Annotated in this window: 27 protein-coding genes; 10 read left to right on the top strand and 17 right to left on the bottom strand. The window is 67.9% G+C overall.

The window, feature by feature from the left end; all coding sequences use genetic code 11:
- The first annotated feature begins 75 nt into the window (after nucleotides 1-75).
- Complete coding sequence (locus tag DBV35_RS06925; RefSeq protein ID WP_108659451.1) at nucleotides 76-1422, top strand: formimidoylglutamate deiminase; 1347 nt, start codon at nucleotides 76-78, stop codon at nucleotides 1420-1422.
- Nucleotides 1423-1432: 10 nt separating this feature from the next.
- Here DBV35_RS06925 and DBV35_RS06920 read toward each other — a convergent pair whose 3' ends face one another.
- Both DBV35_RS06920 and DBV35_RS06915 read right to left on the bottom strand, forming a co-directional pair.
- A complete protein-coding gene (locus tag DBV35_RS06920) occupies nucleotides 1433-2239 on the bottom strand; it encodes a S49 family peptidase (protein WP_108659450.1) in 807 nt (268 codons plus the stop codon).
- Between the two features lie 33 nt (nucleotides 2240-2272).
- On the bottom strand, nucleotides 2273-3136 hold the full coding sequence (locus tag DBV35_RS06915; RefSeq protein WP_108659449.1) for a uracil-DNA glycosylase: 864 nt from the start codon (nucleotides 3134-3136) through the stop codon (nucleotides 2273-2275).
- Nucleotides 3137-3226: 90 nt separating this feature from the next.
- On the opposite strand from DBV35_RS06915, the gene DBV35_RS06910 reads away from it, so the two are divergent.
- From DBV35_RS06910 to DBV35_RS06900, 3 genes are read left to right on the top strand one after another with little or no spacing between them, the layout of a single operon-like run.
- The gene (locus tag DBV35_RS06910) at nucleotides 3227-4888 is read left to right on the top strand and encodes an electron transfer flavoprotein-ubiquinone oxidoreductase (RefSeq protein ID WP_205648494.1); all 1662 of its coding nucleotides are present in this window, start codon (nucleotides 3227-3229) and stop codon (nucleotides 4886-4888) included.
- A gap of 42 nt (nucleotides 4889-4930) precedes the next feature.
- Nucleotides 4931-5188 carry a zinc-finger domain-containing protein gene (locus DBV35_RS06905; protein WP_108659448.1) on the top strand — a complete coding sequence of 86 codons (258 nt, stop codon included), beginning with the start codon at nucleotides 4931-4933 and terminating at the stop codon, nucleotides 5186-5188.
- 49 nt (nucleotides 5189-5237) lie between these two features.
- Nucleotides 5238-6329, top strand: coding sequence for an FAD-dependent oxidoreductase (locus DBV35_RS06900; protein WP_108659447.1), 1092 nt, complete (start codon nucleotides 5238-5240; stop codon nucleotides 6327-6329).
- 21 nt (nucleotides 6330-6350) lie between these two features.
- Here the strand turns inward: DBV35_RS06900 and DBV35_RS06895 are convergent, their stop codons facing one another.
- From DBV35_RS06895 to DBV35_RS06840, 11 genes are all read right to left on the bottom strand, one after another.
- The gene (locus DBV35_RS06895) at nucleotides 6351-6764 is read right to left on the bottom strand and encodes a SufE family protein (protein ID WP_108659446.1); all 414 of its coding nucleotides are present in this window, start codon (nucleotides 6762-6764) and stop codon (nucleotides 6351-6353) included.
- An 82-nt stretch (nucleotides 6765-6846) separates the two neighbouring features.
- Complete coding sequence (locus DBV35_RS06890; RefSeq protein ID WP_157961614.1) at nucleotides 6847-7602, bottom strand: DUF6456 domain-containing protein; 756 nt, start codon at nucleotides 7600-7602, stop codon at nucleotides 6847-6849.
- 8 nt (nucleotides 7603-7610) lie between these two features.
- Nucleotides 7611-7931, bottom strand: coding sequence for a helix-turn-helix domain-containing protein (locus DBV35_RS06885; RefSeq protein WP_205648493.1), 321 nt, complete (start codon nucleotides 7929-7931; stop codon nucleotides 7611-7613).
- A gap of 739 nt (nucleotides 7932-8670) precedes the next feature.
- Entirely contained in the window at nucleotides 8671-9117 is a 447-nt protein-coding gene (locus DBV35_RS06875; RefSeq protein WP_108659442.1) for a Ros/MucR family transcriptional regulator, read from the bottom strand.
- A gap of 311 nt (nucleotides 9118-9428) precedes the next feature.
- On the bottom strand, nucleotides 9429-9767 hold the full coding sequence (mnhG, locus tag DBV35_RS06870; protein ID WP_108659441.1) for a monovalent cation/H(+) antiporter subunit G: 339 nt from the start codon (nucleotides 9765-9767) through the stop codon (nucleotides 9429-9431).
- The gene (locus DBV35_RS06865) at nucleotides 9760-10083 is read right to left on the bottom strand and encodes a cation:proton antiporter (protein ID WP_108659440.1); all 324 of its coding nucleotides are present in this window, start codon (nucleotides 10081-10083) and stop codon (nucleotides 9760-9762) included. The genes mnhG and DBV35_RS06865 overlap by 8 nt, the downstream gene beginning before the upstream one ends.
- The gene (locus tag DBV35_RS06860) at nucleotides 10080-10568 is read right to left on the bottom strand and encodes a Na+/H+ antiporter subunit E (protein ID WP_342752351.1); all 489 of its coding nucleotides are present in this window, start codon (nucleotides 10566-10568) and stop codon (nucleotides 10080-10082) included. The genes DBV35_RS06865 and DBV35_RS06860 overlap by 4 nt, the downstream gene beginning before the upstream one ends.
- On the bottom strand, nucleotides 10565-12199 hold the full coding sequence (locus DBV35_RS06855) for a proton-conducting transporter transmembrane domain-containing protein (protein ID WP_245943861.1): 1635 nt from the start codon (nucleotides 12197-12199) through the stop codon (nucleotides 10565-10567). Before DBV35_RS06855 ends, DBV35_RS06860 begins: the two co-directional genes overlap by 4 nt.
- An 8-nt stretch (nucleotides 12200-12207) precedes the next feature.
- Nucleotides 12208-12750: a Na+/H+ antiporter subunit C gene (locus DBV35_RS06850; protein WP_108659439.1), complete on the bottom strand. Its 543-nt coding sequence runs from the start codon at nucleotides 12748-12750 to the stop codon at nucleotides 12208-12210.
- Nucleotides 12750-13163, bottom strand: coding sequence for a Na+/H+ antiporter subunit B (locus DBV35_RS06845; RefSeq protein WP_108659438.1), 414 nt, complete (start codon nucleotides 13161-13163; stop codon nucleotides 12750-12752). The genes DBV35_RS06850 and DBV35_RS06845 overlap by 1 nt, the downstream gene beginning before the upstream one ends.
- Nucleotides 13160-15544, bottom strand: coding sequence for a putative monovalent cation/H+ antiporter subunit A (locus tag DBV35_RS06840; RefSeq protein ID WP_108659437.1), 2385 nt, complete (start codon nucleotides 15542-15544; stop codon nucleotides 13160-13162). Before DBV35_RS06840 ends, DBV35_RS06845 begins: the two co-directional genes overlap by 4 nt.
- A 145-nt stretch (nucleotides 15545-15689) precedes the next feature.
- On the opposite strand from DBV35_RS06840, the gene msrB reads away from it, so the two are divergent.
- The 4 genes from msrB to DBV35_RS06820 all read left to right on the top strand — a co-directional run bounded on the left by msrB (nucleotide 15690) and on the right by DBV35_RS06820 (nucleotide 19154).
- Nucleotides 15690-16118, top strand: coding sequence for a peptide-methionine (R)-S-oxide reductase MsrB (msrB, locus tag DBV35_RS06835; RefSeq protein WP_108659436.1), 429 nt, complete (start codon nucleotides 15690-15692; stop codon nucleotides 16116-16118).
- Entirely contained in the window at nucleotides 16115-18232 is a 2118-nt protein-coding gene (locus tag DBV35_RS06830; protein WP_108659435.1) for a S9 family peptidase, read from the top strand. The genes msrB and DBV35_RS06830 overlap by 4 nt, the downstream gene beginning before the upstream one ends.
- Nucleotides 18233-18318: 86 nt before the next feature.
- Complete coding sequence (locus DBV35_RS06825; protein WP_108659434.1) at nucleotides 18319-18633, top strand: hypothetical protein; 315 nt, start codon at nucleotides 18319-18321, stop codon at nucleotides 18631-18633.
- A gap of 194 nt (nucleotides 18634-18827) precedes the next feature.
- Entirely contained in the window at nucleotides 18828-19154 is a 327-nt protein-coding gene (locus DBV35_RS06820; protein ID WP_108659433.1) for a hypothetical protein, read from the top strand.
- Nucleotides 19155-19219: 65 nt separating this feature from the next.
- Here DBV35_RS06820 and DBV35_RS06815 read toward each other — a convergent pair whose 3' ends face one another.
- Nucleotides 19220-19816 carry a superoxide dismutase gene (locus DBV35_RS06815; protein ID WP_108659432.1) on the bottom strand — a complete coding sequence of 199 codons (597 nt, stop codon included), beginning with the start codon at nucleotides 19814-19816 and terminating at the stop codon, nucleotides 19220-19222.
- Nucleotides 19817-19929: 113 nt separating this feature from the next.
- Entirely contained in the window at nucleotides 19930-20784 is an 855-nt protein-coding gene (locus DBV35_RS06810) for a branched-chain amino acid aminotransferase (RefSeq protein WP_108659431.1), read from the bottom strand.
- Between the two features lie 126 nt (nucleotides 20785-20910).
- Between DBV35_RS06810 and DBV35_RS06805 the strand changes: the two genes are divergently transcribed.
- Nucleotides 20911-21567, top strand: a complete 657-nt coding sequence (locus DBV35_RS06805; RefSeq protein WP_108659430.1) for a haloacid dehalogenase type II — start codon at nucleotides 20911-20913, stop codon at nucleotides 21565-21567.
- An 87-nt stretch (nucleotides 21568-21654) separates the two neighbouring features.
- Here the strand turns inward: DBV35_RS06805 and DBV35_RS06800 are convergent, their stop codons facing one another.
- Nucleotides 21655-22314, bottom strand: a complete 660-nt coding sequence (locus DBV35_RS06800) for an HdeD family acid-resistance protein (protein ID WP_108659429.1) — start codon at nucleotides 22312-22314, stop codon at nucleotides 21655-21657.
- Between the two features lie 122 nt (nucleotides 22315-22436).
- A complete protein-coding gene (locus tag DBV35_RS06795; protein ID WP_108659428.1) occupies nucleotides 22437-23819 on the bottom strand; it encodes a dipeptidase in 1383 nt (460 codons plus the stop codon).
- Between the two features lie 123 nt (nucleotides 23820-23942).
- Between DBV35_RS06795 and DBV35_RS06790 the strand changes: the two genes are divergently transcribed.
- Entirely contained in the window at nucleotides 23943-25355 is a 1413-nt protein-coding gene (locus DBV35_RS06790; RefSeq protein WP_157961613.1) for a methylmalonyl-CoA mutase family protein, read from the top strand.
- The last annotated feature ends 4 nt before the right edge of the window (nucleotides 25356-25359 follow it).

Raw genomic sequence — 25359 nt, 5'->3', positions numbered from 1 at the left:
GTCGCTATTATGTATATACTTATTATCGAGACGGGCAAGCCGAAATTCGTTATCCTGCCCCGCAAGGAGATTCCGATGGCCGCCATCCACGCCGAGAACGCGCTCCTGCCGGGCGGCCTCGCCCGAGACGTGCGGGTCACCTTGAGTGACGGGACGATCGGCGGCGTGGAGACCGGCGTCGCGCCGGTGGCGGGCGACGAGCGGGTTGAGTTCCTCCTCCCCGCCGTCTCGAACGTCCACAGCCACGCCTTCCAGCGCGCGATGGCGGGCCTTGCCGAGACGCGCGGCCCGGCGGACGACAATTTCTGGAGCTGGCGGACGCAGATGTACCGGTTCGGCCTCTCGATGGGGCCGGAGCATGTCGAGGCGGTCGCCGCGCAGCTCTACATGGAGATGCTGGAGGCGGGCTTCTCGCGCATCGGCGAGTTCCACTATCTCCACCACGACAAGGACGGCGCGCCCTATGTGAACCCCGCCGAGATGAGCGAGCGGATCGCCGCGGCGAGCGTGGAGTCCGGGATCGCCCTCACCCTCCTCCCCGTCTTCTACGCCCACTCCGATTTCGGCGGCCTGCCGCCGATCGACGGCCAGCGCCGCTTCATCCACGACCTCGACGCCTTCGCCCGCCTCATGGAGCGCGCGGCAGGGCTCGTCGCGGACCTTCCGGGCGGTGTCCTCGGCGTCGCGCCGCACAGCCTGCGGGCGGTGACGGGCGAGGAGCTCGCCGCCGTCCAGCCGCTCGCCAACGGCGGCCCGATCCACATGCACATCGCCGAGCAGACGGGCGAGGTCGACGCGTGCCTTTCCGCGAACGGCATCCGGCCCGTGGAGTGGCTTCTGGAGAACGCCCCGGTCGACGAGCGCTGGTGCCTCATCCACGCGACTCACATGACCGAGGACGAGGCGAAGGGCGTCGCGGAAAGCGGCGCGGTGGTGGGGCTCTGCCCGATCACCGAGGCCAATCTCGGCGACGGGATCTTCCGCGCCTCGACCGTGCTCGGCAATGGCGGCCGCTTCGGCGTCGGCTCCGACTCCAACATCGAGATCACGCTGTCGGGCGAATTGCGGCAGGTGGAGTACGCGCAGCGCCTCTCGAAGCGGCTGCGCAACGTCATCGCGCCGACCGGTGGCTCCACCGGCCGCCACCTCTTCGAGCACGCGCTTGCCGGGGGAGCGGCCGCGGTCGGCGGCGCGCGGGGGATCGCGCCGGGCGAGGCCGCCGATCTCCTCGCGCTCGACCACTCGGCGGTGCCGTGGGTGCCGGCCGACAAGGCGATCGACCACTGGATCTTCGCGGAAGGGACGCGGGTCGCGACCGTCTGGTCGGGCGGGCGCCGCCTCGTGGAGAACGGCCGCCACATCCGCCGCGACGCCATCGCCGCCCGCTTCCGCGCCGCGATGCTCGACCTCGCGGGCGCCTGAGACGGCCGATCTAGAGCCCGTGCCGCTCCCAGAGGCGGTCGGCGCGGACGGCGCCGATCATCGCCTCGGCGGAGAGGTCCGCCGACAGGCCGAGGCTCTTGCGCCAGAAGGACTGGCGCGCGGCCGAGATCGGCTTCAGCACCACCTTCGCGCCATAGCGGTTGCGCAGGACGGTGCGCAGATCCCCGATCCCGTCGATGAGGCCATGGCCGAGCGCGCTCGTCCCCGACCAGAAGCGGCCGGTGAAAAGGTCCGGGTCGCTGCTCAGCTTCTCGCCACGCCGCGCCTTCACCACCGCCACGAAGGCGTCCTGGATGTCCTGCTGGACGGCGCGCAGGATCGCGATGTCCTGCTCGCGCTCCGGCTTGAAGGGATCGAGGATCGCCTTGTTTTCGCCGATCGTATAGATGCGCCGCTCCACCCCCAGCTTCTCCAGAAGCTCGGTGAAGCCGAACGTCGCGGTGACGACGCCGATCGAGCCGAGGATCGAGGTCGCGTCGGCATAGATCTCGTCACCCGCGACCGCGAGCCAGTAGCCGCCCGAGGCCGCGACGTCCTCCACGAACACGAAGACGCGCTTCTCCTTCTCCTCGGCGAGCTTGCGCACGCGCGTGAAGATCAGCGAGGACTGCGCCGGCGACCCGCCCGGCGAATTGATGACGAGGGCGACGGCCGGGCTCTTCATCGCGAAGGCCTTGTCGATCGCGCTCGCGACGCCCGCCATCGACAGGCCCGGCCGCAGCGGCGAGCCCATGCCGATCGTCCCCTGGAGCCGGACGACCGGCACCGTCACCTTCCGCGATCGCCAGAACCGCATCGCTCCCCCTCGTCTCCGATTGCGCCGCGCGTCTCAGTGGACGGGCGGCAGACCGTGCTCGGCCTCGAGGCGGCGCCGGATGGCCATGAGGTCCCACCAGACGCGCCGCTTCTCCGCCGGCGTCCGTAGGAGATAGGCCGGATGGAAGGTTGCAACAGCGTCGATCGCGTCCTCGGGCGCGGCCGGGTCGATCGCGTAGCGCACCCAACGGCCGCGCTGGCGCACGATTCCGGCGTCCACCTGCAACAATGTCTTGGCCGCGGCGCCCCCGAGCGGCACCAGGACCTTTGGCCGCACCAGACGGATTTCCTGCCGCACGAACACCTCGCACGTCGCCGTCTCGATCGGGCTCGGCGTGCGGTTGAGGGGCGGGCGCCAGGGGATGACGTTGGAAATATAGACGTCGGCGCGCGTGAGCCCGATTGCCGTGAGCATCTTCTCGAGGAGCTGGCCGGAGCGGCCGACGAAGGGGCGCCCGGCCTCGTCCTCGTCCCGCCCCGGCGCTTCGCCGACGAACATGATCGCGGCCCCGACCGGCCCCTCGCCGAAGCACGTCGAGCGCGCGGTCTCTTTCAGCGGACAGCCCTCGAACCCTTCGAGCGCGGCGCGCAGCGCGTCGAGCGTCGCCGCCTGACGTGCGACCTCGCGCGCGGCGTGGACCGCGGCGCGCGCCTCCGCGCTCGCCTGGGGCGGCGCGGCCTCGGCCGGCGGCTCCCATTGAGGGGCGACGGGCTGGCGCGGATGCGCCTTCGGGAGCGCGGCCGGCTGGTGCGGCGCGATCGGCACGGGCGGCAGCTCGGCGAAGCGATTCTGCGGACTTTCCTCGACCTCGGCGGTCACGCCGCTCGCGCGCAGGAAGTCCCGGATGGGGTCGCGCGGGAAATGTGCCTCTTCCATATCCGCCTACCTTCAACGTAGACAAACGTAAGAGCCGCGACGCCCGACTGTCGAGGGCGCGGCCGAACACGAACGGGGACGAGGAGACCGATGACCATCGAGCGCGAGCGCATGGACTATGACGTCGTTGTGGTCGGAGCGGGTCCTGCAGGGCTTGCCACCGCCATTCGCCTCAAGCAGCTCGCGGCCGAACGGGAGGAGGAGATCTCCGTCGTCGTCGTGGAAAAGGGCTCCGAAGTCGGCGCGCACATCCTGTCGGGCGCGGTGATCGACCCGTCCGGCCTCGACGCGCTGGTCCCTGAATGGCGCACCAGCGAGGACTGCCCGCTGAAGACGGCGGTGACGCGCGACGTGTTCCGCTTCCTCGGCCCGGCCGGCGACGTCGCGCTCCCGAATGTCCTGATGCCGGGGCTGATGTCGAACCACGGCAACTATGTCGGCTCGCTCGGCAATCTGTGCCGCTGGCTCGGCGAAGTGGCCGAAGGGCTCGGCGTCGAGATCTATCCGGGCTTCCCCGCCGCCGACCTCATCCGCGGCGAGAACGGCACGATCGAGGGCATCGTCACCGGCGATCTCGGCGTCGGGCGCGACGGTGAGCCGAAGGATTCCTTCACCCCCGGCATGGAGCTCGGCGGCAAATATGTCGTCCTCGCCGAGGGCGTGCGCGGCTCGCTGACGAAGCGGATCATCGCCGAACACGGCCTCGACAAGGGGCGCGAGCCACAGAAATACGGGATCGGCCTCAAGGAGGTCTGGCGCGTCAGCGACGCCGTGTTCGAGCCAGGCCTCGTGATGCACACGATGGGCTGGCCGCTCGACAATTCCACCGGCGGCGGCTCGTTCCTCTACCATTATGGCGAGAACCTCATGGCGCTGGGGTTCGTCGTCCATCTCAACTATGCGAACCCGCACCTCGATCCTTTCCAGGAGCTTCAGCGCCTGAAGGACCACCCGGCGATCGCCCCGATGCTCGAAGGGGCGACGCGCGAGGCCTACGGCGCGCGCGCAATCGCGGAAGGCGGCTATCAGTCGGTGCCGAAGCTCGTCTTCCCCGGCGGCTGTCTCGTCGGCTGCGCGGCGGGGTTCGTCAACGTGCCCCGAATCAAGGGCAGCCACAACGCCATCCACTCCGGGATGCTCGCGGCGGAGCATCTCTTCGCCGCGCTTGCCGCGGGGCGGGCCAACGATTCCCTGGATTCCTACGAGGCCGCCTGGCGCTCCTCCACCATCGGGCGCGACCTCTACCCGGTGCGCAACGTGAAGCCGCTCTGGTCGAAGTTCGGCACGCTTGCCGGGCTCGCGGCCGGTGGGCTCGACATGTGGACGAACTCGCTCTTCGGCTTCTCCCTGTTCGGGACGCTCTCACATGGCGGGCCGGACTTCGCCAAGCTGAAGCCGGCGGGCAAGACGAAGCCGATCGCCTACCCGAAGCCCAACGGGGTGACGCGCTTCGACCGCCCCTCCTCGGTCTACCTGTCGAACACCAATCACGAAGAAGACCAGCCGATCCACCTCAAGGTGCTGGACCCGGCCTTGCAAAAGTCGTCTGAACTCGGCGTCTTCGACGGTCCGTCGGCGCGCTATTGCCCGGCCGGCGTCTATGAATGGCACCGTGAGGACGGCGAGCCGCGCTATGTGATCAACGCGCAGAATTGCGTTCACTGCAAAACCTGCGACATCAAGGACCCCAACCAGAACATCAACTGGGTGCCGCCCGAGGGTGGCGGGGGCCCGAACTATCTGGGCATGTGAGCCGGGCCCGCGATATCGGACCGGCCGGAATGGAGAAACATCATGGCTGAGGGGTCGACCCCGCTCTTCCACAACACGCCCGGTGTTCGCCGGGTGCGTATCGGCGCGCGCGAATTCATGTGCATGGGCGCGCTCGCGCCCTTCGACCATCCGCACGAGTTCCTCGACATGGGCGGGGACAGCGAGGCGATCTGCCCCTACTGCTCCACGGTCTATGTCTACGACCCGGCGCTGAAGCACCACGAGGCCGACCCGTCCGAGTGCGTCGCCTCCGCGACCGCCACCCACGGCGCCGTCTGAGCACGACACGCGGCGCGACCCCGCGCCGCCGGAAGGGAATGAACGGCGCATGATCATCGTCGTCGGCGCCGGGATCGCGGGGCTCTCGGCCGCGCTCGCCCTCAGCGATGCCAACCGGGTGCTCGTCCTGGAGCGCCGCGCCGCGATCGCGGCCAATGCCGGCGCGGGCATCCAGCTCTCCCCGAACGCCGTGAAGGCGCTGCGGGCGATCGGGGCCGAGGCGCGGGTCGACGCGATCGCCGCCCGGCCCAACGCGCTCGCCGTCTATGGCGCGGGCGAGCGGCGCGCGATCACGCGCCTTCCCTACGATGCGCGTTTCGAGGCGCGCTTCGGCGCCCCCTATCTCACCGCCTCGCGCGCCGCGCTCCACACCGCCCTCCTCACCGAGGCGGAGGCGCGGCCGTCGATCGAGATCCGCTATGATTGCGAGGTCGAACGCGTCGCCGAGGACGGCAGCGCGGTGCGGCTCGCGGGGGAGGAGATCGCCGCGACCCTCGTCATTGCAGCCGACGGAGTGAACTCGCGCATCCGCCAGCGGCTGGTCGGCGACAGCGCGGCGGACACCGGGTGGATCGCGTGGCGTGGCAAGGGGCGCACGTCGCCCGGCGGCGGGACCGAGCTCGTCCTCGGCGACGGCCACCATGTGGTCCGCTACGCGCTGACGGACGAGGACGAGAATTGCGTGCTCGTCGCGCCCGAGGCGCAGCGCACGCCCGAGGCGCTCGCCACCACCAGCACCGGCCCGACCATCGCCGACGTCGCGGACTGGGCGCCCTGGCCGATGCGGGTGCGGCCCCGCCACATCTATGAGAGCGGCGGCGTCGCCTTCGTGGGGGATGCCGCGCACGCGATGCTGCCCTTCCTCGCCCAGGGCGGCGCGATGGCGATCGAGGATGCGGCCGTGCTCGGCGCGATGGTGCGCCTTCATGGGGTGGGCCCCGCGGCCCTCGGCGCGTACGCGGCGGCGCGGCGGCCGCGCACCCAGCGCCTCGCGCGCCAGACGGTACAGCAGGGGCGGATCTACCATATGCCCGCCCCCCTCACCCTCGCGCGCGATTTCGCGATGCGCCAGCTCGGCGCGAAGGGGATCCTGGCTCGGGTGGACTGGATCTATCGCTGGGCCCCGCCAGCCGGCGAATGACGCCGGCGCGTGGCGCCGCGATCAGGTCGTCGCGGCGAGGCGCGTGGCGTCGTGGCGGATGCGCTTCACCATGGAGGCGAGGCCGTTGGAGCGCTGCGGCGTCAGGTGCTCGTCGAGATGGAGCGTGCGCAGGAAGGCCTCGACATCGAGCGTCGGCACCGCCTCGACCGGCCGGCCCGTATAGTAGGCGATGAGGATCGCCACGAGCCCGCGCACGATCATCGCGTCGCTGTCGCCCTTCACGACGAGACGGTCGTCGTCGACGCCGGTGAGGAGCCACACCTTCGAGACGCAGCCCTCGACCTTGGTCGCATCGGTCTTCAGCGCGTCCGGAAAGTCGGGCAGCTCCTTGCCGAGCTCGATCACGTAGCGATAGCGCTCTTCCCAGTCGTCGATGAGCTCGAAGGCTTCGGCAATCTCGTCAGCGTCGGTCATGGCACTCCCTTTTGAAGAGGAGATAGTGCGCTTTCCGGCCCGGCGTAAACGGCCGGGCCGAAGATTCCGCTTCGCCGGCCGATCAGGCGCGCGGGCGGTAGTCGGCCGCGCCCCACTGGATGATGCCGCGCGCCGCCCCGCCCGAAGCGAGATCGCCGATCCCGTAGTGATTGGCGAGGCGGTCGAGCGCGAGGCGCAGCACCACCTTGCCCGAGCGGGCCGGCCAGCGCAGGCGCTTCTCCACCGCCTCGAGCCCCATCTCCTCGCAACAGACGAGGACCAGGATCTCGGCGAGTCCCGCCCCGACCGTATCGAGCGCCTGCACCACGCGGCGCCGCGCCTCCATCGCCCCCTCCGAGACCGAGAGGCCGTCGCGCCGCGCCTCCGAGCGCACGCCCGACGCGTCCCAGCTCTGCGTCACCCGCGCCTCGCCGCGTGCGCGGCTGTGGTCGCGGTGGAGGCGGCGGCCGGCGCGGTATTGCGCCTCGGTGATCAGCGGGGCCCCGTCGCGGTCCTTGCGCGTCGCGAGCCAGGCGAGCGGGCTCTCGGCGGCGTTCACCGCCACGCGCGTCCCGCCGGCGACCTCACGCTCGGCCGGGGCCTGGTGCTGGGCGGCGAAGGCCCCCTCCCCGGCGGAGAGCGCGCGTCTCAGATGCGCCCGTCCGGCGGTGGTGCGGGCAAGCGCGCCCTGCCGCCGCTCCAGGAGCCCCTCGCTCAGCATCGTGCGGACGAGGTCGCGGTCGAGGACGATCTCCCCCTCCTCGGCCTTGAGGCGGACGGCACGGTCATCCCCTTCGCGCACCTCGCGTTCGCCGAGAAGGCGCAGGGCCCGTGTCACGAGAGCGCTCACTCGGCGCCCCGCGGCGACAGCGTCCGGCAATTCTCGATGGTGGTGAGCCACGCCGACAGGACATCCTCCACGATCTGGATGATCGCGTCGATCCGCTCGTCATCGCGGCGATCCTCCACAACGCGGCAGGCATGCGAGGCGGTGGTGCGGTCGCGGTCGAAGATCTCGCCCGCCTCGGTTAGCGACCAGCCGAAGGTGACGTGCGCGCAATACATCGCGATTTGCCTGGCGAAGGCCACCGGCGCGGTGCGTCTTGTCTTCGCGGCGAGCTCGTCGACCGGAAGATCGAGCGCGGCGGCGACCGTCAGCTCGATCATGCGTCTCACCGTGCGCCGATCTATCGACTTCCACGGGTCGTAGGACGGCATGGCATCCAGAGCCGCGAACTGGTGTGTTTGCATTTTTCGCCTTCCCCTGCAGGCGGGCAGTTCCGCGTGTCAGCAAACACAATTTAAAGTTGGATTGGAAAGCGGGGATAAGTTCAGAGAATTACAATTTAACGTTTGACAGTCAATTTTAGTGAATCGCTAGGGAAATTGCCCCAACCACACGGGTTGTCCCCGCCTCGCTGCAGAAAACTATCCTGCGGCTTAGTGCATCATAGGGGACGCCATCATGGCCCGCTGCAACACGCCAACAAGTTCTATACAATCGTTAATTGCAAATCCGGGCGAGGCTGTGGATGGTCCGCCGCGCGCGCAACCGGCGGCGCCGGCGGCGGGGGAGTCGCGGGAGATCCGCCGTCTGCGCGCGGCGCTGCGGCGCGAGCGGGCACGTGGGCGGTGCGGGCACTGGTCCTACGACCTGACGCGCCATCTGGCGCTCTCGCAGGCGCTGAAGCGCGCCGAGACCGCCGCGCGCGCCGGGGCTGGAGCCGCGGTCGCGGCCGGGGCGAGCGCACCAAACACAAACGCACGCCAAGCCGATCTCTGAGGACCGGCCGACGTGCGTTTTGTCATCCCGACCGCCCTCGGAGCGAAGGCGGCCTCTCTCGTCCCTCCCCGCGCGGTCAGAGCGCGGCCGGCGCGGGTGGCGCCGGGGCCGGACGGGTCTTCCTTAGTTCGCGGCCGCCTTGGCGCGGGACACGCGGGCCGGCTTCTTGCGCTGCTGGCCGAGGCCCATGCGCTTCGCAAGCTCGGAGCGAGCGGCGGCATAGTTCGGCGCAACCATCGGATAGTCGGCCGGAAGGCTCCAGCGCTCGCGATATTCCTCGGGGGAGAGGTTGTAGTGCGTGCGCAGGTGGCGCTTCAGCGACTTGAACTTCTTCCCGTCTTCCAAGCAGATCAGATAGTCCGGGGTGATCGACTTCTTCACCGAGACGGCAGGCTTCAGGGGCTCGGGCTCAGGCTCGGGCTCGCCACCATTGGTCTTCTGGAGCGCCGCGTAGACGTCCGAAATCAGGTTAGGAAGATCGTGGGACGCCACCGAATTGTTGCTGACGTATGCAGAAACAATCTCCGCCGCCAGGTCGATAAGGTTTGAATCTTGTAGGGGTTCCGACATTTGTCACTCATTCTTTGTATTAGGATACCGCCTATAGTCACAAGCGGCGACGGTACGGCATCCCCATGCAGACGACCTATCATCTATTCCAGCGACAAGAGGTCTGCAAGATCACCGGCTGCGTTTTTCAGACCGCGGCCGGTAAATTCACAATCAAGCAACAGAAGCAGCCCGCCCCACTGCTCTCCTAATCGTTAATCCCTTAAAGATGCTGCTGAGGTTGCGACAACAGGGCACTGAAGAGGAACCGCCAACTATGCATCTCAGCATTGCTGTCGTGCTGAGATGCATGGTCTCGCCAAGCAGTCAAATCAATCACTTGCGCGATTCGAAAGGGCGTCGTGCTTCGTCAACTCACAAGGACGATAACCTACGGTATAGGCAGCACGCGCCAACAAATGTGCGGAAACAGGCGTCGTCAACAGAAAGAAGGCGACGCCGGCCAGAGCCCGCAAGACGACTTCGCTTTGCTGCGAATACACAGCCAGCGAGATCAACAGAAGCCCGGATCCAAGCGTTCCGGATTTGCTGGCGGCATGCATGCGCATGTACAGATCGTTAAACCGAAGCACGCCAATAGCGGCCACCAGCACGAAGAACGATCCGAGGACGCAGAGCGCGCCCGCCGTGTAAAGCGCCCACTCAGGCATCGTTTGCGTCCTCTTTCACGGTGCCGTCTTCGAGCGACAATTCCCCGCGACGCAGCACGAAACGCGCCAGCGCGATGGTCGACAGGAACCCGACAATGCCGAGCGCGATCGCGATATCGACGTAGATGGAAAAGCCGGTCCGAATGCCGAATGCGGCAATGTAACTCACAGCAACGGACACCAGAAGGTCCAATGCGAGGATCCGGTCCGGCAAGGTCGGCCCGCGAACGATGCGCACGATGCACAGCACGAACGCCGCCGACAACATCGCGAACGACAGAATCAGACAGGCGGTGAGGAAGTCAGCGCCGCTCATGGATTGAAGACCTTCAAAATAAGCTGCTCGAAACCGCTCTTGATGTCGGCGATGACGGCATTCGGATCCGGCGCGTCGATCGCGTGGACGTAAAGCGTGGTGCGATCGTCCGAAACATCGACGGACAACGTGCCCGGCGTCAGCGTGATCATGTTCGCGAGCAGCGTGATCTCCGCATCGCTCTCAACCGTCAGCGGATAGGCGATGATCGCCGGCTCCAGCGTGCGCCAGGGCGAGAGCACGAGTTTCGCCACGTGAACCGACGATTTGATCAGCTCGATGATGAAGATCACCCCGAGCTTCAAGACGTTCCACGCCCCGCGGAAGTGTCGGACGCCGCCCACCTGCTCGCGAATCAGCCAAAGCGCGAAGCCGCCGAGGACGAAACCGAAGAGGAGATGGACGAAGGAGAAGGATCCGCTCACGGCCGCCCATGCGACCGCCAGCATGATGTTGATGAGGATGATGGCCATCGTCGCGCTCACTCCACCTCAAGAACGCGTTCCAGATACGCGCTCGGATCGAGAAGACCTGCCGCCCCCTGCCGCGCCGCCTCGATGAGCGGGCTCGGCACCAGGCCGATCCCGACGACGATGAGCGCGAGGAGGACGAGTGAGAAGGCGAACGGGCGCGGCGAGGCGCCGGCCGCCAGCGTCGGCGCCGGATCGGGCACGCCGTCGTCCTGCGGCGGGCGCAGGTAGACGAGGACCCAGGTGCGGCCGACCGCGATCGTCGTGAGCAGGCCGCTGAGGATCACGCCGACGACGCCCGCGATGCCGAGCGTGCCTCCGGTCTGGAAGCCCGCCTCGATCAGCATCAGCTTCGGCCAGAAGCCCGAGAAGGGCGGGAGGCCGGCCGCGGCAAAGCCGAAGATCAGGAACAGCGTCGCGGCGAGCCCGTGGACGGCGTAGAGGTCCGTCCCGGTCGTCAGGTGCGTGACGCCCGCGAGGCGCTGGGCGTAGCCGAGCACCAGGAACATCGCCGTCATCACGATGATCGAGTGGACGGCATAGACGATCGCGCCGGTGAGGCCCGCCTCCGTGCCGTAGCCGAAGCCGATCAGCATGATGCCGACGCCGGAGATCACCAGGAAGGCGGCCATGCGCTTGAGGTCCACCTGCGCGAGCGCGCCGACCGCGCCGAGAAGCGCGGTGACGACGCCGAGCCAGCCGATCATCGGCACGAAGAGCGCGCCCTTCGCGGCGAAAAGCATGATCATCACGCGCATCAGCGAGTAGATGCCGACCTTCGTCAGAAGTCCCGCGAACAACGCCGACACGATGACTTTGGGCGTGTGGTAGGACGCCGGCAGCCAGAAGTGCAGCGGGATCGCGGCGGCCTTCATGGCGAACGCCATCACGAACATTGCCCCGACGGTCACCACCGGCGCGGTCTCGAGATCCGCGATCACGAGGCGTATGTCGGCCATGTTGAGCGTGCCGGTGAAGCCGTAGAGCACGCCCACCGCGATCAGGAAGATCGTCGTCGCGATGAGGTTGAGGACGCCATACTTCACCGCGCCGTCGAACTGGATGCGGCGGCCGCCGAGCACGATGAGGCCGAAGGATGACACCAGGAAGACTTCGAACCAGACATAGAGGTTGAAGATATCCCCGGTGGAGAAGGCCCCGGTCACGCCGGCGATGAGCAGGCAATAGAAGGTGTAGAAGCCGAACTGGGTGCCTGCCTCGTCGACGTCGCCCCGGGCATAAGCGAGCCCGATGAGGCCGACGAGCGAGGTCACGAGCACCAGGAGCGCGCCGAACGGGTCCACCGCCATCACGATGCCGAAGGGCGGGAGCCAGTTGCCTGCCACCATCATGAGCGGCCCGTTCGCCGAGACCTGCGCGAAGAGCGCAGCCGAGCAGATCGCGGCGAGGAACATCGCGCCGAGCGCCACGCGGTACTGCAGGCCGAGACGGTTGCGCAGCGTCAGCGTGAGGCCCGCCCCGATGATCGGGAAGAGGATCGGCAGGACGACGAGCCAGGGGATGATGCCGGTGAGGCCGGTCAGCATCGCGCCGTGGGTGGTCGCGCCGCCGTCGGACGGGCCGGCGGCGAGGGCTGCGGTCGGAAGAAGAAACGCCAGAACAACCGGCAAGAGACGATGCGGCATTCTGATCCTCAGTACCCGAGCGGCGGCACGGTGGGCGTCGGTTCCGCGAGGCGCATGTCGTCGACATTGTCGGTTTCGAGCGACTGGTAGGCGCGGAAGGTCAGCACCAGCAAGAAGGCGAAGATGGAGAAGGAGATCACGATCGCGGTCAGGATGAGAGCCTGGGGCAGCGGGTTGGCGGTCGCCGAGAGCGCGGCCTCCATCACCGCATGGGCGGCGTCGGCCGTCGCGTCGGCGGCGCCCTGAACGGCGGCCCCGGCGGCGTCAGCGGCGCCGTGCGCGGCCTCGCTCCCCTCGATGATCGCGGCGCTCGCGGCCTCGGAGACGCCCGGCACCTCGGCCCCCTCGGCCGTCAGCGCCGTCGGCGGGCCGTGTTCGGACAGGACCGGCGGCACCGCCGCCGTCAGCCGGCCGGAGGTGAAGATCAGGAGATTGACCGCGTTGCCGAAGATCGAGACGCCGAGAAGGATGCGGACCATGTGGGGCGACAGCATCAGATAGATGCTGGCTGCGAAGAACAGCCCCACGACGATACAGAGGATGGTTTCCATCAGTCGCTCTCCTCAAGCGCCAATGCGATCGACGACAGGGATCCGACGACGACGAAATAGACGCCGACGTCGAACACGAGGACCGTCGAGAGCGGGATCTCGACGCCGAAGATGACAGGCACGTACCAGATGCCCGTCAAAAGCGGCTTGCCCGCGAGGATGGCCGCGAGGCCGTCGATGGCGGCCATGAAGAGGCCGAAGCCGGCGAGGGCGTTCGGGTCGACCCACAGCGCCCGGCGCACCACGTCCACCCCATAGGCGATGCCGTAGATCGCGAGCGCCGAGGCGGCGATCAGACCGCCGATGAAGCCGCCGCCCGGCTCGTTGTGCCCGCGCAGGAGCACGAAGACGGAGAACAGCACCATCAGCGCCGACAGATACGGCGCGATGGTTCGGAAGATCAGAGTGCTCATGACGACCTCGACGGGGCGACGGCGGCGCCGTCGGCGTTCGCGCTGATGCTCGGGCCCGCCTTCTCGGCGGGCGGGCCGACAATGGCGCTGCGGATCGCCGGCCCCATCCGGATGAGGACCAGGATCGCGAGGCCGGCCGCCATGACGACCGAGATCTCGCCGAGCGTATCGAGCGCACGATAGTCCACCAGGATCACGTTCACGACGTTGCGGCCGTGCGCGACCTCGTAGGCGTGCTTCAGGAAGAACTGGGACAGGCGGTCATCGAAGGGCTGCTGCACCGTGTTGTAGAGCACCAGCGCGAAGCCGAGACCGCAGGCGAGCGCGATCACCCCGTCCTTCGCCGCGTCGAAGGGCAGGCGATGATCGGTCGTCTTGAGATCGAGCCGCGTCATCACGAGGGCGAGGATCACGACCGACAGCGTCTCCACCATGAACTGGGTGAAGGAGAGGTCCGGCGCGCCATAGAGCATGAAGATCAGCGCGACCATCACGCCCTGGACGCCGAGGGAGACGATCGCGACGAGGCGCGACCGCGAGACGATGACCACCCAGATGCCGACGACCGCGAGGGCGAGGATCGCAAGGTCGAAGGGCTGCTCGATCTCACCGACGAAGCGCCACTCCGGCAGCCCGTCCACCGCGATCGGCACGAGGAGCACGGCCGCGAGCAGGATGAAGGTGATCGTCACATATTGCTGCATGTTCCCCGGCTGGAGAACGCGCGTCACCGCGAAGGAGCCCTGGACGAGCCCGCGCAGCACCTGGTCGAACCCGATGTCCGGCCCCCACCCGATCGCCTCGAGCGCCCGCGCGATCGCGCCGCGCAGCGTCTTGAAGAAGAGGAAGAAGACGATGCCGAGCCCGATGGTGATGAGCGTCAGGATCACCGGCGGATAGAGCCCCGTCGGGATGAGGTGGAGGTGAAGCTCCACCGCGGCCCCGGCGACGGCCGAGGTCATCGGCCCGATCACCGCGTGCGTCGTCCCCTCCAGGAAGAGGGCCCCGACGAGCGCGAGGATGCCGAGCGTCAGCGGCCCCACCCAGAGCGAGGGCGGCGCCTCGTGCGCCTTCTTCGGCAGCGCGCCGGGCTTGGCGAAGAAGGGGATGAGGACCGCGGCCGCTATCGCGAACATCAGCGCGTTGCCGATGAGCGCGGTGATCGTCACCGCCGAGAGGCCGCCAGCCTCCCACACGCCGTCATAGAGCACTTCCTTCGCGACGAAGCCGATGAGGGGCGGCAGGCCCGCCATCGAGACGCAGCCGAGGATGGCCGCGACGAAGGTGATCGGCATCTTCGTAAGGAGGCCGCCGAGGATCGTGATGTCGCGCGTGCCGGTCTCATGGTCGATCGCGCCCGCGACCATGAAGAGCGCGCCTTTGAAGAGCGCGTGGGCGACGAGATAGAGGACCGCGCCGGCGATCGCATATTCGGTCCCGACGCCGGTCAGCATCACGAGGAGGCCGAGCGAGGCGACCGTGGTGTAGGCGAGGATCTGCTTGAGGTCGGTCTGCCGGACGCCGAGGATCACGCCCGTCAGAAAGGTCGCGCCGCCGAAGAGGGGCAGCACCGTCTCCCAAAGGCTCGTCCCCCCCATCACCGGCGAGAAGCGCATCAGGATGAAGACGCCCGCCTTCACCATGGTCGCGGAGTGGAGATAGGCCGAGACCGGGGTCGGCGCTTCCATCGCGTTCGGAAGCCAGGAGTGGAACGGCATCTGCGCCGATTTCGTGAACGCGCCGAGCGCGACGAGGACGAAGATCGCCGGATAGAGCGCGGAGTCGCGCAGGACCTCAGGATTGGCGAAGAGGGTCGACACGCTCGTCTCGCCCGAGGCGACGCGGATCAGGACGAAGCCGGCGAAGAGGGCGAGGCCGCCGCTCCCCGTCACGATCAGCGCCTGGAGCGCCGCGCGCCGCGCCGGGCCGCGCGTGTGGTCGAAGCCGATCAGCAGGAACGAGGTGATCGAGGTCAGCTCGTAGAAGACGAACATCGAGATGAGGTCGTCCGCGATCACGAGCCCCAGCATCGCGCCCATGAAGAGGAGCAGGAAGGAGAGGAAGCGGCCCTGCTGATGGTGTCCGCTCAGATAGCCGCCGGCATAGATGACGATGAAGGTGCCGATGCCGGTGACGAGCAGCGCGAAGGTCAGCGACAAGCCGTCGATCAGATGACTATATGAGACACCATAGGACGGCGCCCATTCCACACCGTAGGTGATCCTCGCACCCTCGGCCACGTCGGGCACCATGGATGCGAACATGAGGAACAGGGCCGCGGGCACGATGGCCAGCACCCATCCGGCGGTCCCGCCCAGCCTCGCGACGAGCGCTGGTGCGAACAGCGCCGCCACGAATGGGGCCAAGGCGAGCCACAGCATGAGGTCCGGTTGAAGCGACAAGAGGAACTCCGATCGATGAACGGGGAGTGAGCGAAGACGCTGGCACGAAGAGGTACCCCGCGCCACCCACTAGAAGAACATCTAAGTCGGCGCATATGCCGGATGATGAACAGGATGCACAAGTATGCCGACGCGAGACGCACGCGAGAAAGTTGAGAAGAGCGAAAAGGAATGGCGCTCCGAGCTGACGCCAGAACAGTTTCGCGTGACCCGCAAGCACGGCACTGAGCGGGCATTCACGAGCCCGCTCAACTACGAGAAGAGGACCGGCACGTTCAATTGTGTGTGCTGTGGAGAGCCGCTTTTCCGCTCCGAGTCCAAGTTCGAATCGGGCACCGGTTGGCCGAGCTTCAATGCCCCGGTCGACGAGGACGCCGTCACTGCACACGAAGACCGCTCGCTTTTCATGCGCCGGACCGAGACACGCTGCGCCCGCTGCGACGCGCACCTCGGTCATGTCTTTCCCGATGGCCCCGCGCCGACCGGATTGCGCTATTGCATGAACGGTATCGCCCTTTCCTTCCAGCCAGACCACAGCGCTTCGGATCAATGAGCCTCGACAAGAATGCTGCGCGGTCGCCCCGCGCGACCCAGCGTCCCACCGCCGTCACTCACCACGGCATCACGGTTGAAGACCCCTACTCCTGGTTGCGCGCGGCCAATTGGCGCGAGGTGATGGCGGACCCGTCCGTCCTCGCCCCGGAGATCCGCGACTATTTGGAAGCGGAAAACGCCTATACCGACGCCGTGCTCGACCCGCTGAAGGGGCTGCAGGAGCGCCTCGTCGCCGAGCTGCGCGGCCGAATCGCGGAGGACGACTGGTCCGTCCCCCTCCCCGACGGCCATTTCGGCTACGGCTCGGCCTACATTCACGGCGCCGAGCATCCGCGCCTCATCCGCATGCCGCGCCACATCGCCGAAGCGGTCGGGCCGGACAATCCGCCCACCGCGCCGGACGTCCTCCTCGATGCGAACCGCGAGGCCGAGGGCACCGGCTATTTCCGCCTCGGCTCGGCGAGCCACTCGCCCGACCACAAGCGCCTCGCCTGGACGGCGGACCGCACCGGCGGCGAGCTTTTCACCCTCTTCGTGCGCGATCTCGAGAGCGGCGAGGACGTGACCCTCTTCGAGCGCGTCACCCCCGCCCACACCTTCGCCTCCGACGCCGAAACCGTCGTCGCGGTGGAGCTCGACGAGAACCACCGCCCGGCGCGCGTCTACGCCCGCAAGAGCGGCGAGCCGCCGATGCTGATCTACGAGGAGGAGGATCCGGGCTTCTTCGTCTCGGTGAGCCGCTCCCTCTCGGGCCGCTTCATCGTCGTCGACGCGCACGACCACCAGACCTCGGAGGTCCGCCTTTTCGACGCGCTCGACCCATCGACCGAGCCGCGCCTCGTCGCCGAGCGGATCGAGGGCGAGGAGTATGACGTCGCCCACAACGAGGACACGCTCTTCATCCGCACCAACCGCGACGCGCGCGACTTCCGCATCGTGCGCGCCCCGGTCGACGATCCGGCGCGGGAGAACTGGGAGGACATCGTCCCCCACCGCCCCGGCATCCTGATCGTCGATATGATCGTGTTCGCCGACTATCTCGTCTGGCTGGAGCGCGAGAACGCGCTGCCGCGCATCGTGATCCGCCGCCTCGCCGACGGGGACGAGCACCAGATCGCGTTCGACGAGGAGGCCTACGCGCTCGGCCTCGGCGAGGGGTACGAGTTCCAGACCAACTCGCTGCGCTTCTCCTACTCGTCGATGACGACCCCGACCGAGGTCTGGGACTACGACATGGCGACGCGCGAGCGGCGGCTGCGCAAGCGCCAGGTGATCCCGAGCGGGCACGACGCGAGCCGCTACGTGACGCGCCGCCTGATGGCGACCGCGCCCGACGGCGAGACCGTCCCCGTCAGCCTGATGCACCATGTCGACACGCCGATCGACGGCAGCGCGCCCTGCCTCCTCTACGGCTACGGCGCCTACGGCATCACGATCCCGGCGAGCTTCAGCGCCAACGCGCTCAGCCTCGTCGATCGCGGCTTCGTCTACGCCATCGCCCACATTCGCGGCGGCATGGACAAGGGGTTCGACTGGTACGACAAGGGCCGGCGCGAGCATAAACCGAACACCTTCTCCGACTTCGTCGCCGCCGCCGACCATCTGATCGCCGAGAAATACACCCATCGCGGCGGCATCGCCGCGCAGGGCGGCTCGGCGGGCGGGCTCCTGATGGGAGCGGTCGCGAACGCCGCGCCCGACCGGTTCGGCTGCATCGTCGCCGAAGTGCCCTTCGTCGACGTGCTCACGACGATGCTCGACGACACGCTCCCCCTCACCCCGCCCGAGTGGCCCGAATGGGGCGACCCGATCCGCGACGAGGCCGCCTTCCGGCGCATCCACGCCTACTCGCCGGTCGACAATGTGAGCGCGCAGGCCTACCCGGCGATGCTGGTGCTCGCCGGCGTCTCGGACCCGCGCGTCACCTACTGGGAGCCGGCCAAATGGGTGGCGCGCCTGCGCGACACCGCCACCAACGACCCGCTCATCCTCCTCAAGACCAACATGGAGGCCGGGCACGGCGGCGCATCCGGCCGCTTCAAGCGGCTGGAGGAGATCGCCCTCGTTCAGTCGTTCGTGATTGCGGTCCTCGGCCGCGACACGGCAGCATGAGCCGACGGGCAACGGCCCGACCAAGGACGTGGGGCCGCCGAGGCGGCCCCTCCCCCGACCACGCCACCTTCGCCCCGGGAGCCCCGATGACGATGAAAGCCCTCCTCCCCGCCGCGCTCCTCGCCGCCGCCCTTCTCGCGCCTCACGGCGATGCGGTGGCGCAGGGCGTCGAGACCCAGTTCTTCATCGCCCGCGTCGACGCCGTGACGCCGCGCTGCCGCGACCATCCGGACGCGCCCGTCGTCGGCCGCGTCTCCGGCATCATGGGCGGCTCGCCCGCCCGCGGCGTCTCCTTCACCGGCTGCTTTGCGAGCATCGCGGCGTGCGAGAACTGGCGCCGCCCCCTCTCCGGCCACATCGACGGCCGGCTGATCCAGAACAGCTGCCGCTACCGGCAGTAGCCACCCGATCCGGCCGGCGCGCCCGGCCGGATCGCCCCGCCGGATCGTCCCACGGCGACGATTTTCCGCCCCGCGACGTGACCCCCGTCACAGCTTGGGCGCTTGGCCCGGCCCGCCGCCTTCCGTGGTCATCCGGCCCGCACATATCGGTCCCATCGCCGCAACGAAGCGGCCACCAGAGAGGGACCAGGACAATGAAATTCTTCAGCAACGCCATGTTCGCCACCGCCGTCGCCGCCTCCGGCTTCGCGGCCGTCGCCGCCGCCACTCCGGCCGCCGCGCAAGGCGTCAACACCGCCTTCATGATCTCGGAGGTGAACTCCTACACCCCGCAGTGTCGCGACTATCCGGAGTTCGAGATCGTCGGGCGCGTGTCGGGGATCGTCGGGGGGAGCCCGTCGCGGGGCGTGACCTTCACAGGCTGCTTCCCCTCCTTCGGGGCCTGCGAATCCTGGAAGGGCCCGGTGTCGGGCAAGATCTCGGGACGGCTGATCCAGTCCCAATGCAGCTATCGCTACTGAAAACAGATGCGGCGGGACCGTCTCCGGTCCCGCCGCATGTTCGTCCTGACGGTGCTTAGAGCGCCTCAGGCCTTGGAATAGAGCTCGGCCACGTATTCCCAGTTCACGAGGTTGTCGAACCAGGCTTCCAGATACTTCGGACGGGCGTTGCGATAGTCGATGTAGTAGGAGTGCTCCCACACGTCGACGCCGAGGATCGGGGTCCCGCCATGGACAAGCGGGTTCTCGCCGTTCGGGGTCTTCATGATCTCGAGCTTGCCGTCCTTCACCGCGATCCAGGCCCAGCCCGAACCGAACTGACCGGCGCCGGCCGCAAGGAAGTCGGAACGCGCCTTGTCGTAGCCGCCGAGGTCGGAATCGATCTTCGAGGCGATCTCGGAGGGCATCGTGCCCTTGCCGCCATTCGGGGTCATCCACTTCCAGAAATGGATGTGGTTGTAGTGCTGGCCGGCATTGTTGAAGAGACCGGCATTCGTGCCGAAGCTCTTCTTCACGATCTCCTCGAGGGACGCGCCTTCGAGGCCCGAACCTTCGAGCAGCTTCGAACCGTTCGACACGTAAGCCTGGTGGTGCTTGTCGTGATGATATTCGAGCGTCTCGGCCGACATGTAAGGCGCCAGCGCATCATAGGCATAAGGCAGGTCGGGAAGTTGGAACGACATCTGCGTCCTCCATTGTCGCGCGGCAATCCCCGCGCGGTTTCGTTGCAGCGCGAATTAGGCCGGGCGAGGCCGCCTTCAAGCGCGAATCGCCCGAACCCAATGCGTGCCCAGCTTTAAGCGTGAGCGTATTCCCAATAAAGGGTCCGCGCCGCCTGCGATACGGGTCCTGGCTGCAGAACCCGGTCTTCAATCTTCGTAATGGGCGTCACCTTGCTGTAGTTCCCCGTCGCGAAGATCTCGTCCGCGTTGAGGAAATCGGCGACGGTGAGGGTCGTCGCCTCGACGCGATAGCCCGCGGCCGAGAGCAGCGACATGACGCGCCCGCGCGTGATGCCGGCGAGAAAGGTCCGGTTCTCGCGCGGCGTCAGCACCACCCCGTCCTTCACCATGAAGACGTTGGAGGTGGCGAGCTCGGCCACATTGCCGAGCATGTCGAGCACCAGAGCGTTGTCGAAGCCCTTGTCGCGCGCCCGCGTCAGCGCCCGCGCATTGTTCGGATAGAGGCAGCCGGCCTTCGCGTTGGTCGGCATCGTCTCGATCGTCGGCCGGCGGAAGGGCGACACGGTGATGGAGGCGCCCTTCGGCTCCGGCATTGGGGTCTCGTAGAGGCAGAGGAGGAAGCGCGTCGATTCGGTGTTCGGCGCGACCGCGCTCGGCCCGCCATCCTCGGCCCAGTACATCGGTCGGATGTAAAGCGGGGTGCCGGCGGGAAATTTCGTCAGCCCTTCGGCGACGATCTCCGTCATCTCGCCGACGTTCATCGTCGCCTTCAGCATCAGCGCCTCGGCCGAGCGGTTGACGCGTTCCAGATGCAGGTCGAGGTCCGGCGTCACCCCCTCGAACGCGCGCGCGCCGTCGAACACCGACGAGCCGAGCCAGAAGGCATGGGTGCGCGGGCCAATGACCGCCTGATTGCCGGAGAACCAGTCCCCTTCCATCCACGTCCACGTTGCCGACCAGTTCACCATGTTCTTCAATCCTTCGCTTGGGGGCGGACGCCGCGATCGAGCCGCGTCCATTCCCTCGCCCACGCGCCCGAAAGAGGCGGCGGGGGATATGCTGGTGTAGGACGAGAGCGAGAGAGGGAAAAGGCCATGCACGCGGTCTACGTCTTCGACGCCTATGGAACGCTGTTCGACGTCCACTCGGCGGTGAGCCGGCACGCGGTCGATCTCGGCCCCGACGCGGACCGCCTGTCGGCGCTCTGGCGGGCGAAACAGCTCGAATATAGCTGGGTGCGCAGCCTCGCCGGGCGCTATCGAGACTTCTGGGACCTCACGGTCGACGCGCTCGACTTCGCCTTCGCGAAGATCTCGTCCGCCCCCGTGGCGATGCGCGAGACGCTGCTCGAGGCCTATCACACGCTCGACGCCTATCCGGAGGTGATGGACGTCCTCGCCGCCTTGAAGCAGGGCGGCGCGCAGACGGCGATCCTGTCCAATGGCTCGCCGAAGATGCTGGAGGCCGCCGTCACCGGCGCGCGCATCGCCGACCTCCTCGACGCGGTGATTTCCGTGGACTCGCTCGCGATCTACAAGCCCGACCCGCGCGTCTACGAGCTCGTGACGAACCGCTTCCGCCTCTTCCCCGCCTCGATCTCGTTCCAATCCTCGAACCGGTGGGACATTGCGGGCGCGAGCGCCTTCGGCTTCCGCACGGTCTGGATCAACCGCGCGCAGGAGGCCGACGAATATGCCGACATGTCCCCCGCGGTGACGCTGCACTCCCTCGCGGGCCTTCCCGCGGCCTGAGCCGGGCACAAAAAAAATGCGGGGCCGAGGCCCCGCATCCGATCTTCGCCAGCAAGGCGAACGCCTTGGAGGAATCTGCGACGCGCCTCAGGCCGTCGCGGCCGTGCCCGAGTGGCCGGACAGGAAGTTCGACGCCTTGCGCGCGGCGAGCGACAGGCCGATCAGCGACGCGCCGTGGACGATGAATTCGAGCGCCACGAAGAGGCCGATCACCCAGCCCCATTCGCGGAACCAGCCCACCGCGCCTTCCACGGTGGCGAGCGTCTCCGCCTCGGGGAAGTCGACGATCGAGTAGATCATCACGCCGAGGAGGATCGACACGATGCCCGAGAGGCCCATGAACAGGCGGAAGCCGCCGGCCCCGTTCATCTGGAAGGCCTGGATGAGGCGCATGATGCCGGTCACGAAGAACATCGCGCCGATGAAGAGCGTCAGCCACCAGGCCGACTGCACCGGCATCGTGATGAGGACGATACCCGCGCCGAGATAGAGAAGGCCGAGGATCACGTGCGCCGCGACCGACTTCCAACCCTTGCATTTGAACGCGTCGATCAGCTGCGCGATGCCGCCGACGACGGAGAGCACGCCGAACCACATGACGGAGAGGATCGTCAGGCCATAGGTGAGACCGAGGCCGATGACGCCCAGAACCGTCATCAGGATGCCCAGCGCGAGCATCCACTTCCAGTTGATCGTCAGTTCGCCGTATAGCGGATCAGACGCGGTTGCCATTCCAGTGTTGCTCATGAAATTCCCCCAATCGAGTTGTCGAGCTACGACACTTATACAGACACTGTTGTAATTTTTGTTACGTAGATATTGCGCTTCGCAACAGTTACAATGTCGAAAGTTTCACGATCGAACGCGGATCACAGCGCGGCAAGCACGCGGGCCCAGGAGCGGATCCCTTTGTGGAAGCACTTGAGGTCGAATTTCTCGTTGGGAGAATGCACGTTGTCATCCTCCAGCGCAAAGCCGATCATGAGCGTGTCCATGCCGAGCTTGTGCTTGAAATCGTGGACGATCGGGATCGAGCCGCCCATGCCGACCATCGCGGTCTCCGTGCCCCACTCCGCGGCGAGCGCGGCGGCGCCCTTCTTCAGCATCGGCCATTCCTCGTCGACGCGCAGCGCCGGGCCGTTGCCGTGCGCCTTGAACGTGACCGAGCAGTCCGCCGGCACGCGCGCCTTCACGAACTCGCGGAAATTCTTGCGCAGCTTGTCCGGATCCTGGTCTCCGACGAGACGGAAGGAGATCTTCGCGCTCGCCTCGCCCGGGATCACCGTCTTGAAGCCGCGGCCGGTGTAGCCGCCGATCATCCCGTTCACCTCGCATGTCGGGCGTGACCAGACCATCTCCAGCACCGTCCGCCCCTCTTCCCCGGCCGGCTGCGACAGCCCGATCGGGCTGAGGAACCGCTCCGGGCTCATCCCGAGACCGTCCCAGTTCGCGAGCGTCGCCGGTGCCGGCTCGCCCACCCCGTCATAGAAGCCGGGGATCATCACCTTGCCGGTGTCGTCATGCAGATCGGCGAGGATTTTTGCAAGGACATGATTGGGATTGCGCGCCGCACCGCCGAAGACGCCGGAGTGGAGGTCGCGGTCGGCCGCGCGGATGAAGATCTCGTCCCCGACGAGGCCGCGCAGCGACAGCGCGATCGCGGGCGTCTTCGCGTCCCACATGCTGGTGTCGCACACGAGGGCGGCGTCGGCGCGGATCTCGGACGCGGACTTGGCGAGGAAGCCCGGCAGGCTCGGCGAGCCCGATTCCTCCTCCCCCTCGATCAGCACCGTCACCGGAACCGGCAGGCGACCCTCGACGGCGAGGATCGCCCGCATCGCCTCGATGAAGGTCATCAGCTGGCCTTTGTCGTCGCACGCGCCGCGCGCCACGATCATCTGCGAGCCGTCCTCGCGCGAGACGAGGCGCGGCTCGAACGGGTCCGCGTCCCAGAGGTCGAGCGGATCGACCGGCTGCACGTCATAGTGGCCGTAGAAGAGGACGTGCGGCTTGTCGTTCGCCGCCACCTCGTTCGGGAAGCCAAGCACCATCGGCTTGCCCTCGGTGTCGCGGACCTCGGCGAGAAATCCGAGCGCGGCGAGATCCTCGCGCAGCCAGTGCGCGGCGTTGCGGCAGGCCTCGTCATAGGCGGGATCCGTGGAGATCGACGGGATCTTCAGGAGCGCGAACAGCCGCGCGACACTCTCGTCGAGGTGGTCGTCGATCCGCTTCAGGATAGCGTCGATATCCATGGCATGGTCCTTCGTGTTGCCTTCCGCCGTTCCTTGACCATACTCCAGCCTGGAGGAACAGATATGGTCGATACGGTGACAGCCGGTCTGCACGAGGCGTGGCGCCCGTTGGTGGAAAAAGCCTTGAAGGGCGCTCCCTTCGACACGCTGACCACCCACACGGCCGACGGTGCGGTGCTCCAACCCCTCTATTCGCCCGCCGAGGCGATCTATTCCGGGCGAGAGGACCACCGCGCGTGGGACGTGGTGCAGCGGGTCGACGATGATTCGATCGCCGCCGCCCAGGCCCGCGAGGATCTCGAGAACGGCGCGACGGGTCTTTCCCTCGTCTTCGCGGGGGCGCCGGGTGCGTTCGGGCGCGGCCTCACCGTCAACTCCGTCGCAGAGCTCGACGCGCGGCTAGACGGGGTCCTCCTCGACCTCGTGCCGATCTCGGTCGAGGCCGGCGGGCGGGCCGTCGAGGCGTTGACCCTCCTCCTCGCGCTCGCCGAGACGCGGGCGACCGCACCCCAGCTCATCCACGCCGGGATCGACCCGATCGGCGCCTTCGCGGCGAGCGGCACGATGCCGCGTCCGGAGACGGTGTTCCCCCGCCTCGCCCGCGCCTTCACCGCCATCGCCGACCTCGTGCCGAGCGGAACGATCCTGTGCGCCGACGGCCGGATCGTCGCCGAGGCCGGAGCCACGCCGGCCGAGGAGCTCGCCTTCGCGCTCGCCTCCGCCGCCGCCACCATGCGCGCGCTCGACGCGGAGGGCGTCGGCCCCGAGCGGACGCTCCCCCGCTTCCAGGTCGCGCTGACGGCGACGGTCGACCAGTTCGCCACCATGGCGAAGCTGCGCGCGGCACGGCGCCTCTTCGCCCTCCTCGGCGAGGCGTGCGGCGTCGCGGCCCGCGTCCATCTCCACGCCACCACCGCCGCGCGGATGCTCTCCATGAGCGATCCGCAGACCAATCTCCTGCGCCTCACCATCGCTGCCTTCGCGGCCGGCACCGGCGGCGCCGACAGCGTGACCGTGCTTCCGTTCGACGGGGTCGGCTCGCCCTTCGCCCGGCGCATGTCGCGCAACATCCAGTCCCTCCTCCTCGAAGAGTCGCACGTCGCGGCGATCGCCGATCCCGGTGCGGGATCGGGCGCGATCGAGGCCTACACCGACGCGATCGGCGAGGAGGCTTGGGCGCTTTTCCAGGCGCACGAGAAGGCGGGCCTCATCGAGGAGATCGCAAGCGGTGCGCTCGCCGAGCGCGTCGTCCAATCGGCGGCGGCGGCACAGGACGCGCTGAAGGCGGGCAAGGCGACGATCATCGGCGTCACCCGCCATCCGCCGGCCGACCCCACGCCGATCCCCGACGCGACGCCCGTCGCCCCGCCCGAAGGGAGCGTGCTGCGCCCGTTCGGGCCGGAATTCGGCGACCTCCTCGCCTCGGCGATGGCGGGCTCGACGCTCGCCGACCTCGTCGGCGCCGGCGCCACGGACGCGCCGCTCTCAGCGCCGCCCATCACTCCTTCGCGCGCCGCCGCGCCATTCGAGGGCTGACACG

This window comes from Acuticoccus kandeliae, assembly GCF_003073115.1.
Note: the sequence above shows the minus strand (reverse complement) of the source record. Positions and strands in the feature narration are given on the sequence as shown.

What these genes read in the sequence shown, in the direction of transcription:
- DBV35_RS06925 (WP_108659451.1), top strand. Translation starts at nt 76, where the DNA reads ATGGCCGCCATCCACGCCGAGAACGCGCTCCTGCCGGGCGGCCTCGCC.
- DBV35_RS06920 (WP_108659450.1), bottom strand. Translation starts at nt 2,239, where the DNA reads ATGCGGTTCTGGCGATCGCGGAAGGTGACGGTGCCGGTCGTCCGGCTC.
- DBV35_RS06915 (WP_108659449.1), bottom strand. Translation starts at nt 3,136, where the DNA reads ATGGAAGAGGCACATTTCCCGCGCGACCCCATCCGGGACTTCCTGCGC.
- DBV35_RS06910 (WP_205648494.1), top strand. Translation starts at nt 3,227, where the DNA reads ATGACCATCGAGCGCGAGCGCATGGACTATGACGTCGTTGTGGTCGGA.
- DBV35_RS06905 (WP_108659448.1), top strand. Translation starts at nt 4,931, where the DNA reads ATGGCTGAGGGGTCGACCCCGCTCTTCCACAACACGCCCGGTGTTCGC.
- DBV35_RS06900 (WP_108659447.1), top strand. Translation starts at nt 5,238, where the DNA reads ATGATCATCGTCGTCGGCGCCGGGATCGCGGGGCTCTCGGCCGCGCTC.
- DBV35_RS06895 (WP_108659446.1), bottom strand. Translation starts at nt 6,764, where the DNA reads ATGACCGACGCTGACGAGATTGCCGAAGCCTTCGAGCTCATCGACGAC.
- DBV35_RS06885 (WP_205648493.1), bottom strand. Translation starts at nt 7,931, where the DNA reads ATGATCGAGCTGACGGTCGCCGCCGCGCTCGATCTTCCGGTCGACGAG.
- DBV35_RS06875 (WP_108659442.1), bottom strand. Translation starts at nt 9,117, where the DNA reads ATGTCGGAACCCCTACAAGATTCAAACCTTATCGACCTGGCGGCGGAG.
- mnhG (WP_108659441.1), bottom strand. Translation starts at nt 9,767, where the DNA reads ATGCCTGAGTGGGCGCTTTACACGGCGGGCGCGCTCTGCGTCCTCGGA.
- DBV35_RS06865 (WP_108659440.1), bottom strand. Translation starts at nt 10,083, where the DNA reads ATGAGCGGCGCTGACTTCCTCACCGCCTGTCTGATTCTGTCGTTCGCG.
- DBV35_RS06855 (WP_245943861.1), bottom strand. Translation starts at nt 12,199, where the DNA reads ATGCCGCATCGTCTCTTGCCGGTTGTTCTGGCGTTTCTTCTTCCGACC.
- DBV35_RS06850 (WP_108659439.1), bottom strand. Translation starts at nt 12,750, where the DNA reads ATGGAAACCATCCTCTGTATCGTCGTGGGGCTGTTCTTCGCAGCCAGC.
- DBV35_RS06845 (WP_108659438.1), bottom strand. Translation starts at nt 13,163, where the DNA reads ATGAGCACTCTGATCTTCCGAACCATCGCGCCGTATCTGTCGGCGCTG.
- DBV35_RS06840 (WP_108659437.1), bottom strand. Translation starts at nt 15,544, where the DNA reads ATGCTGTGGCTCGCCTTGGCCCCATTCGTGGCGGCGCTGTTCGCACCA.
- msrB (WP_108659436.1), top strand. Translation starts at nt 15,690, where the DNA reads ATGCCGACGCGAGACGCACGCGAGAAAGTTGAGAAGAGCGAAAAGGAA.
- DBV35_RS06830 (WP_108659435.1), top strand. Translation starts at nt 16,115, where the DNA reads ATGAGCCTCGACAAGAATGCTGCGCGGTCGCCCCGCGCGACCCAGCGT.
- DBV35_RS06825 (WP_108659434.1), top strand. Translation starts at nt 18,319, where the DNA reads ATGACGATGAAAGCCCTCCTCCCCGCCGCGCTCCTCGCCGCCGCCCTT.
- DBV35_RS06820 (WP_108659433.1), top strand. Translation starts at nt 18,828, where the DNA reads ATGAAATTCTTCAGCAACGCCATGTTCGCCACCGCCGTCGCCGCCTCC.
- DBV35_RS06815 (WP_108659432.1), bottom strand. Translation starts at nt 19,816, where the DNA reads ATGTCGTTCCAACTTCCCGACCTGCCTTATGCCTATGATGCGCTGGCG.
- DBV35_RS06810 (WP_108659431.1), bottom strand. Translation starts at nt 20,784, where the DNA reads ATGGTGAACTGGTCGGCAACGTGGACGTGGATGGAAGGGGACTGGTTC.
- DBV35_RS06805 (WP_108659430.1), top strand. Translation starts at nt 20,911, where the DNA reads ATGCACGCGGTCTACGTCTTCGACGCCTATGGAACGCTGTTCGACGTC.
- DBV35_RS06800 (WP_108659429.1), bottom strand. Translation starts at nt 22,314, where the DNA reads ATGAGCAACACTGGAATGGCAACCGCGTCTGATCCGCTATACGGCGAA.
- DBV35_RS06795 (WP_108659428.1), bottom strand. Translation starts at nt 23,819, where the DNA reads ATGGATATCGACGCTATCCTGAAGCGGATCGACGACCACCTCGACGAG.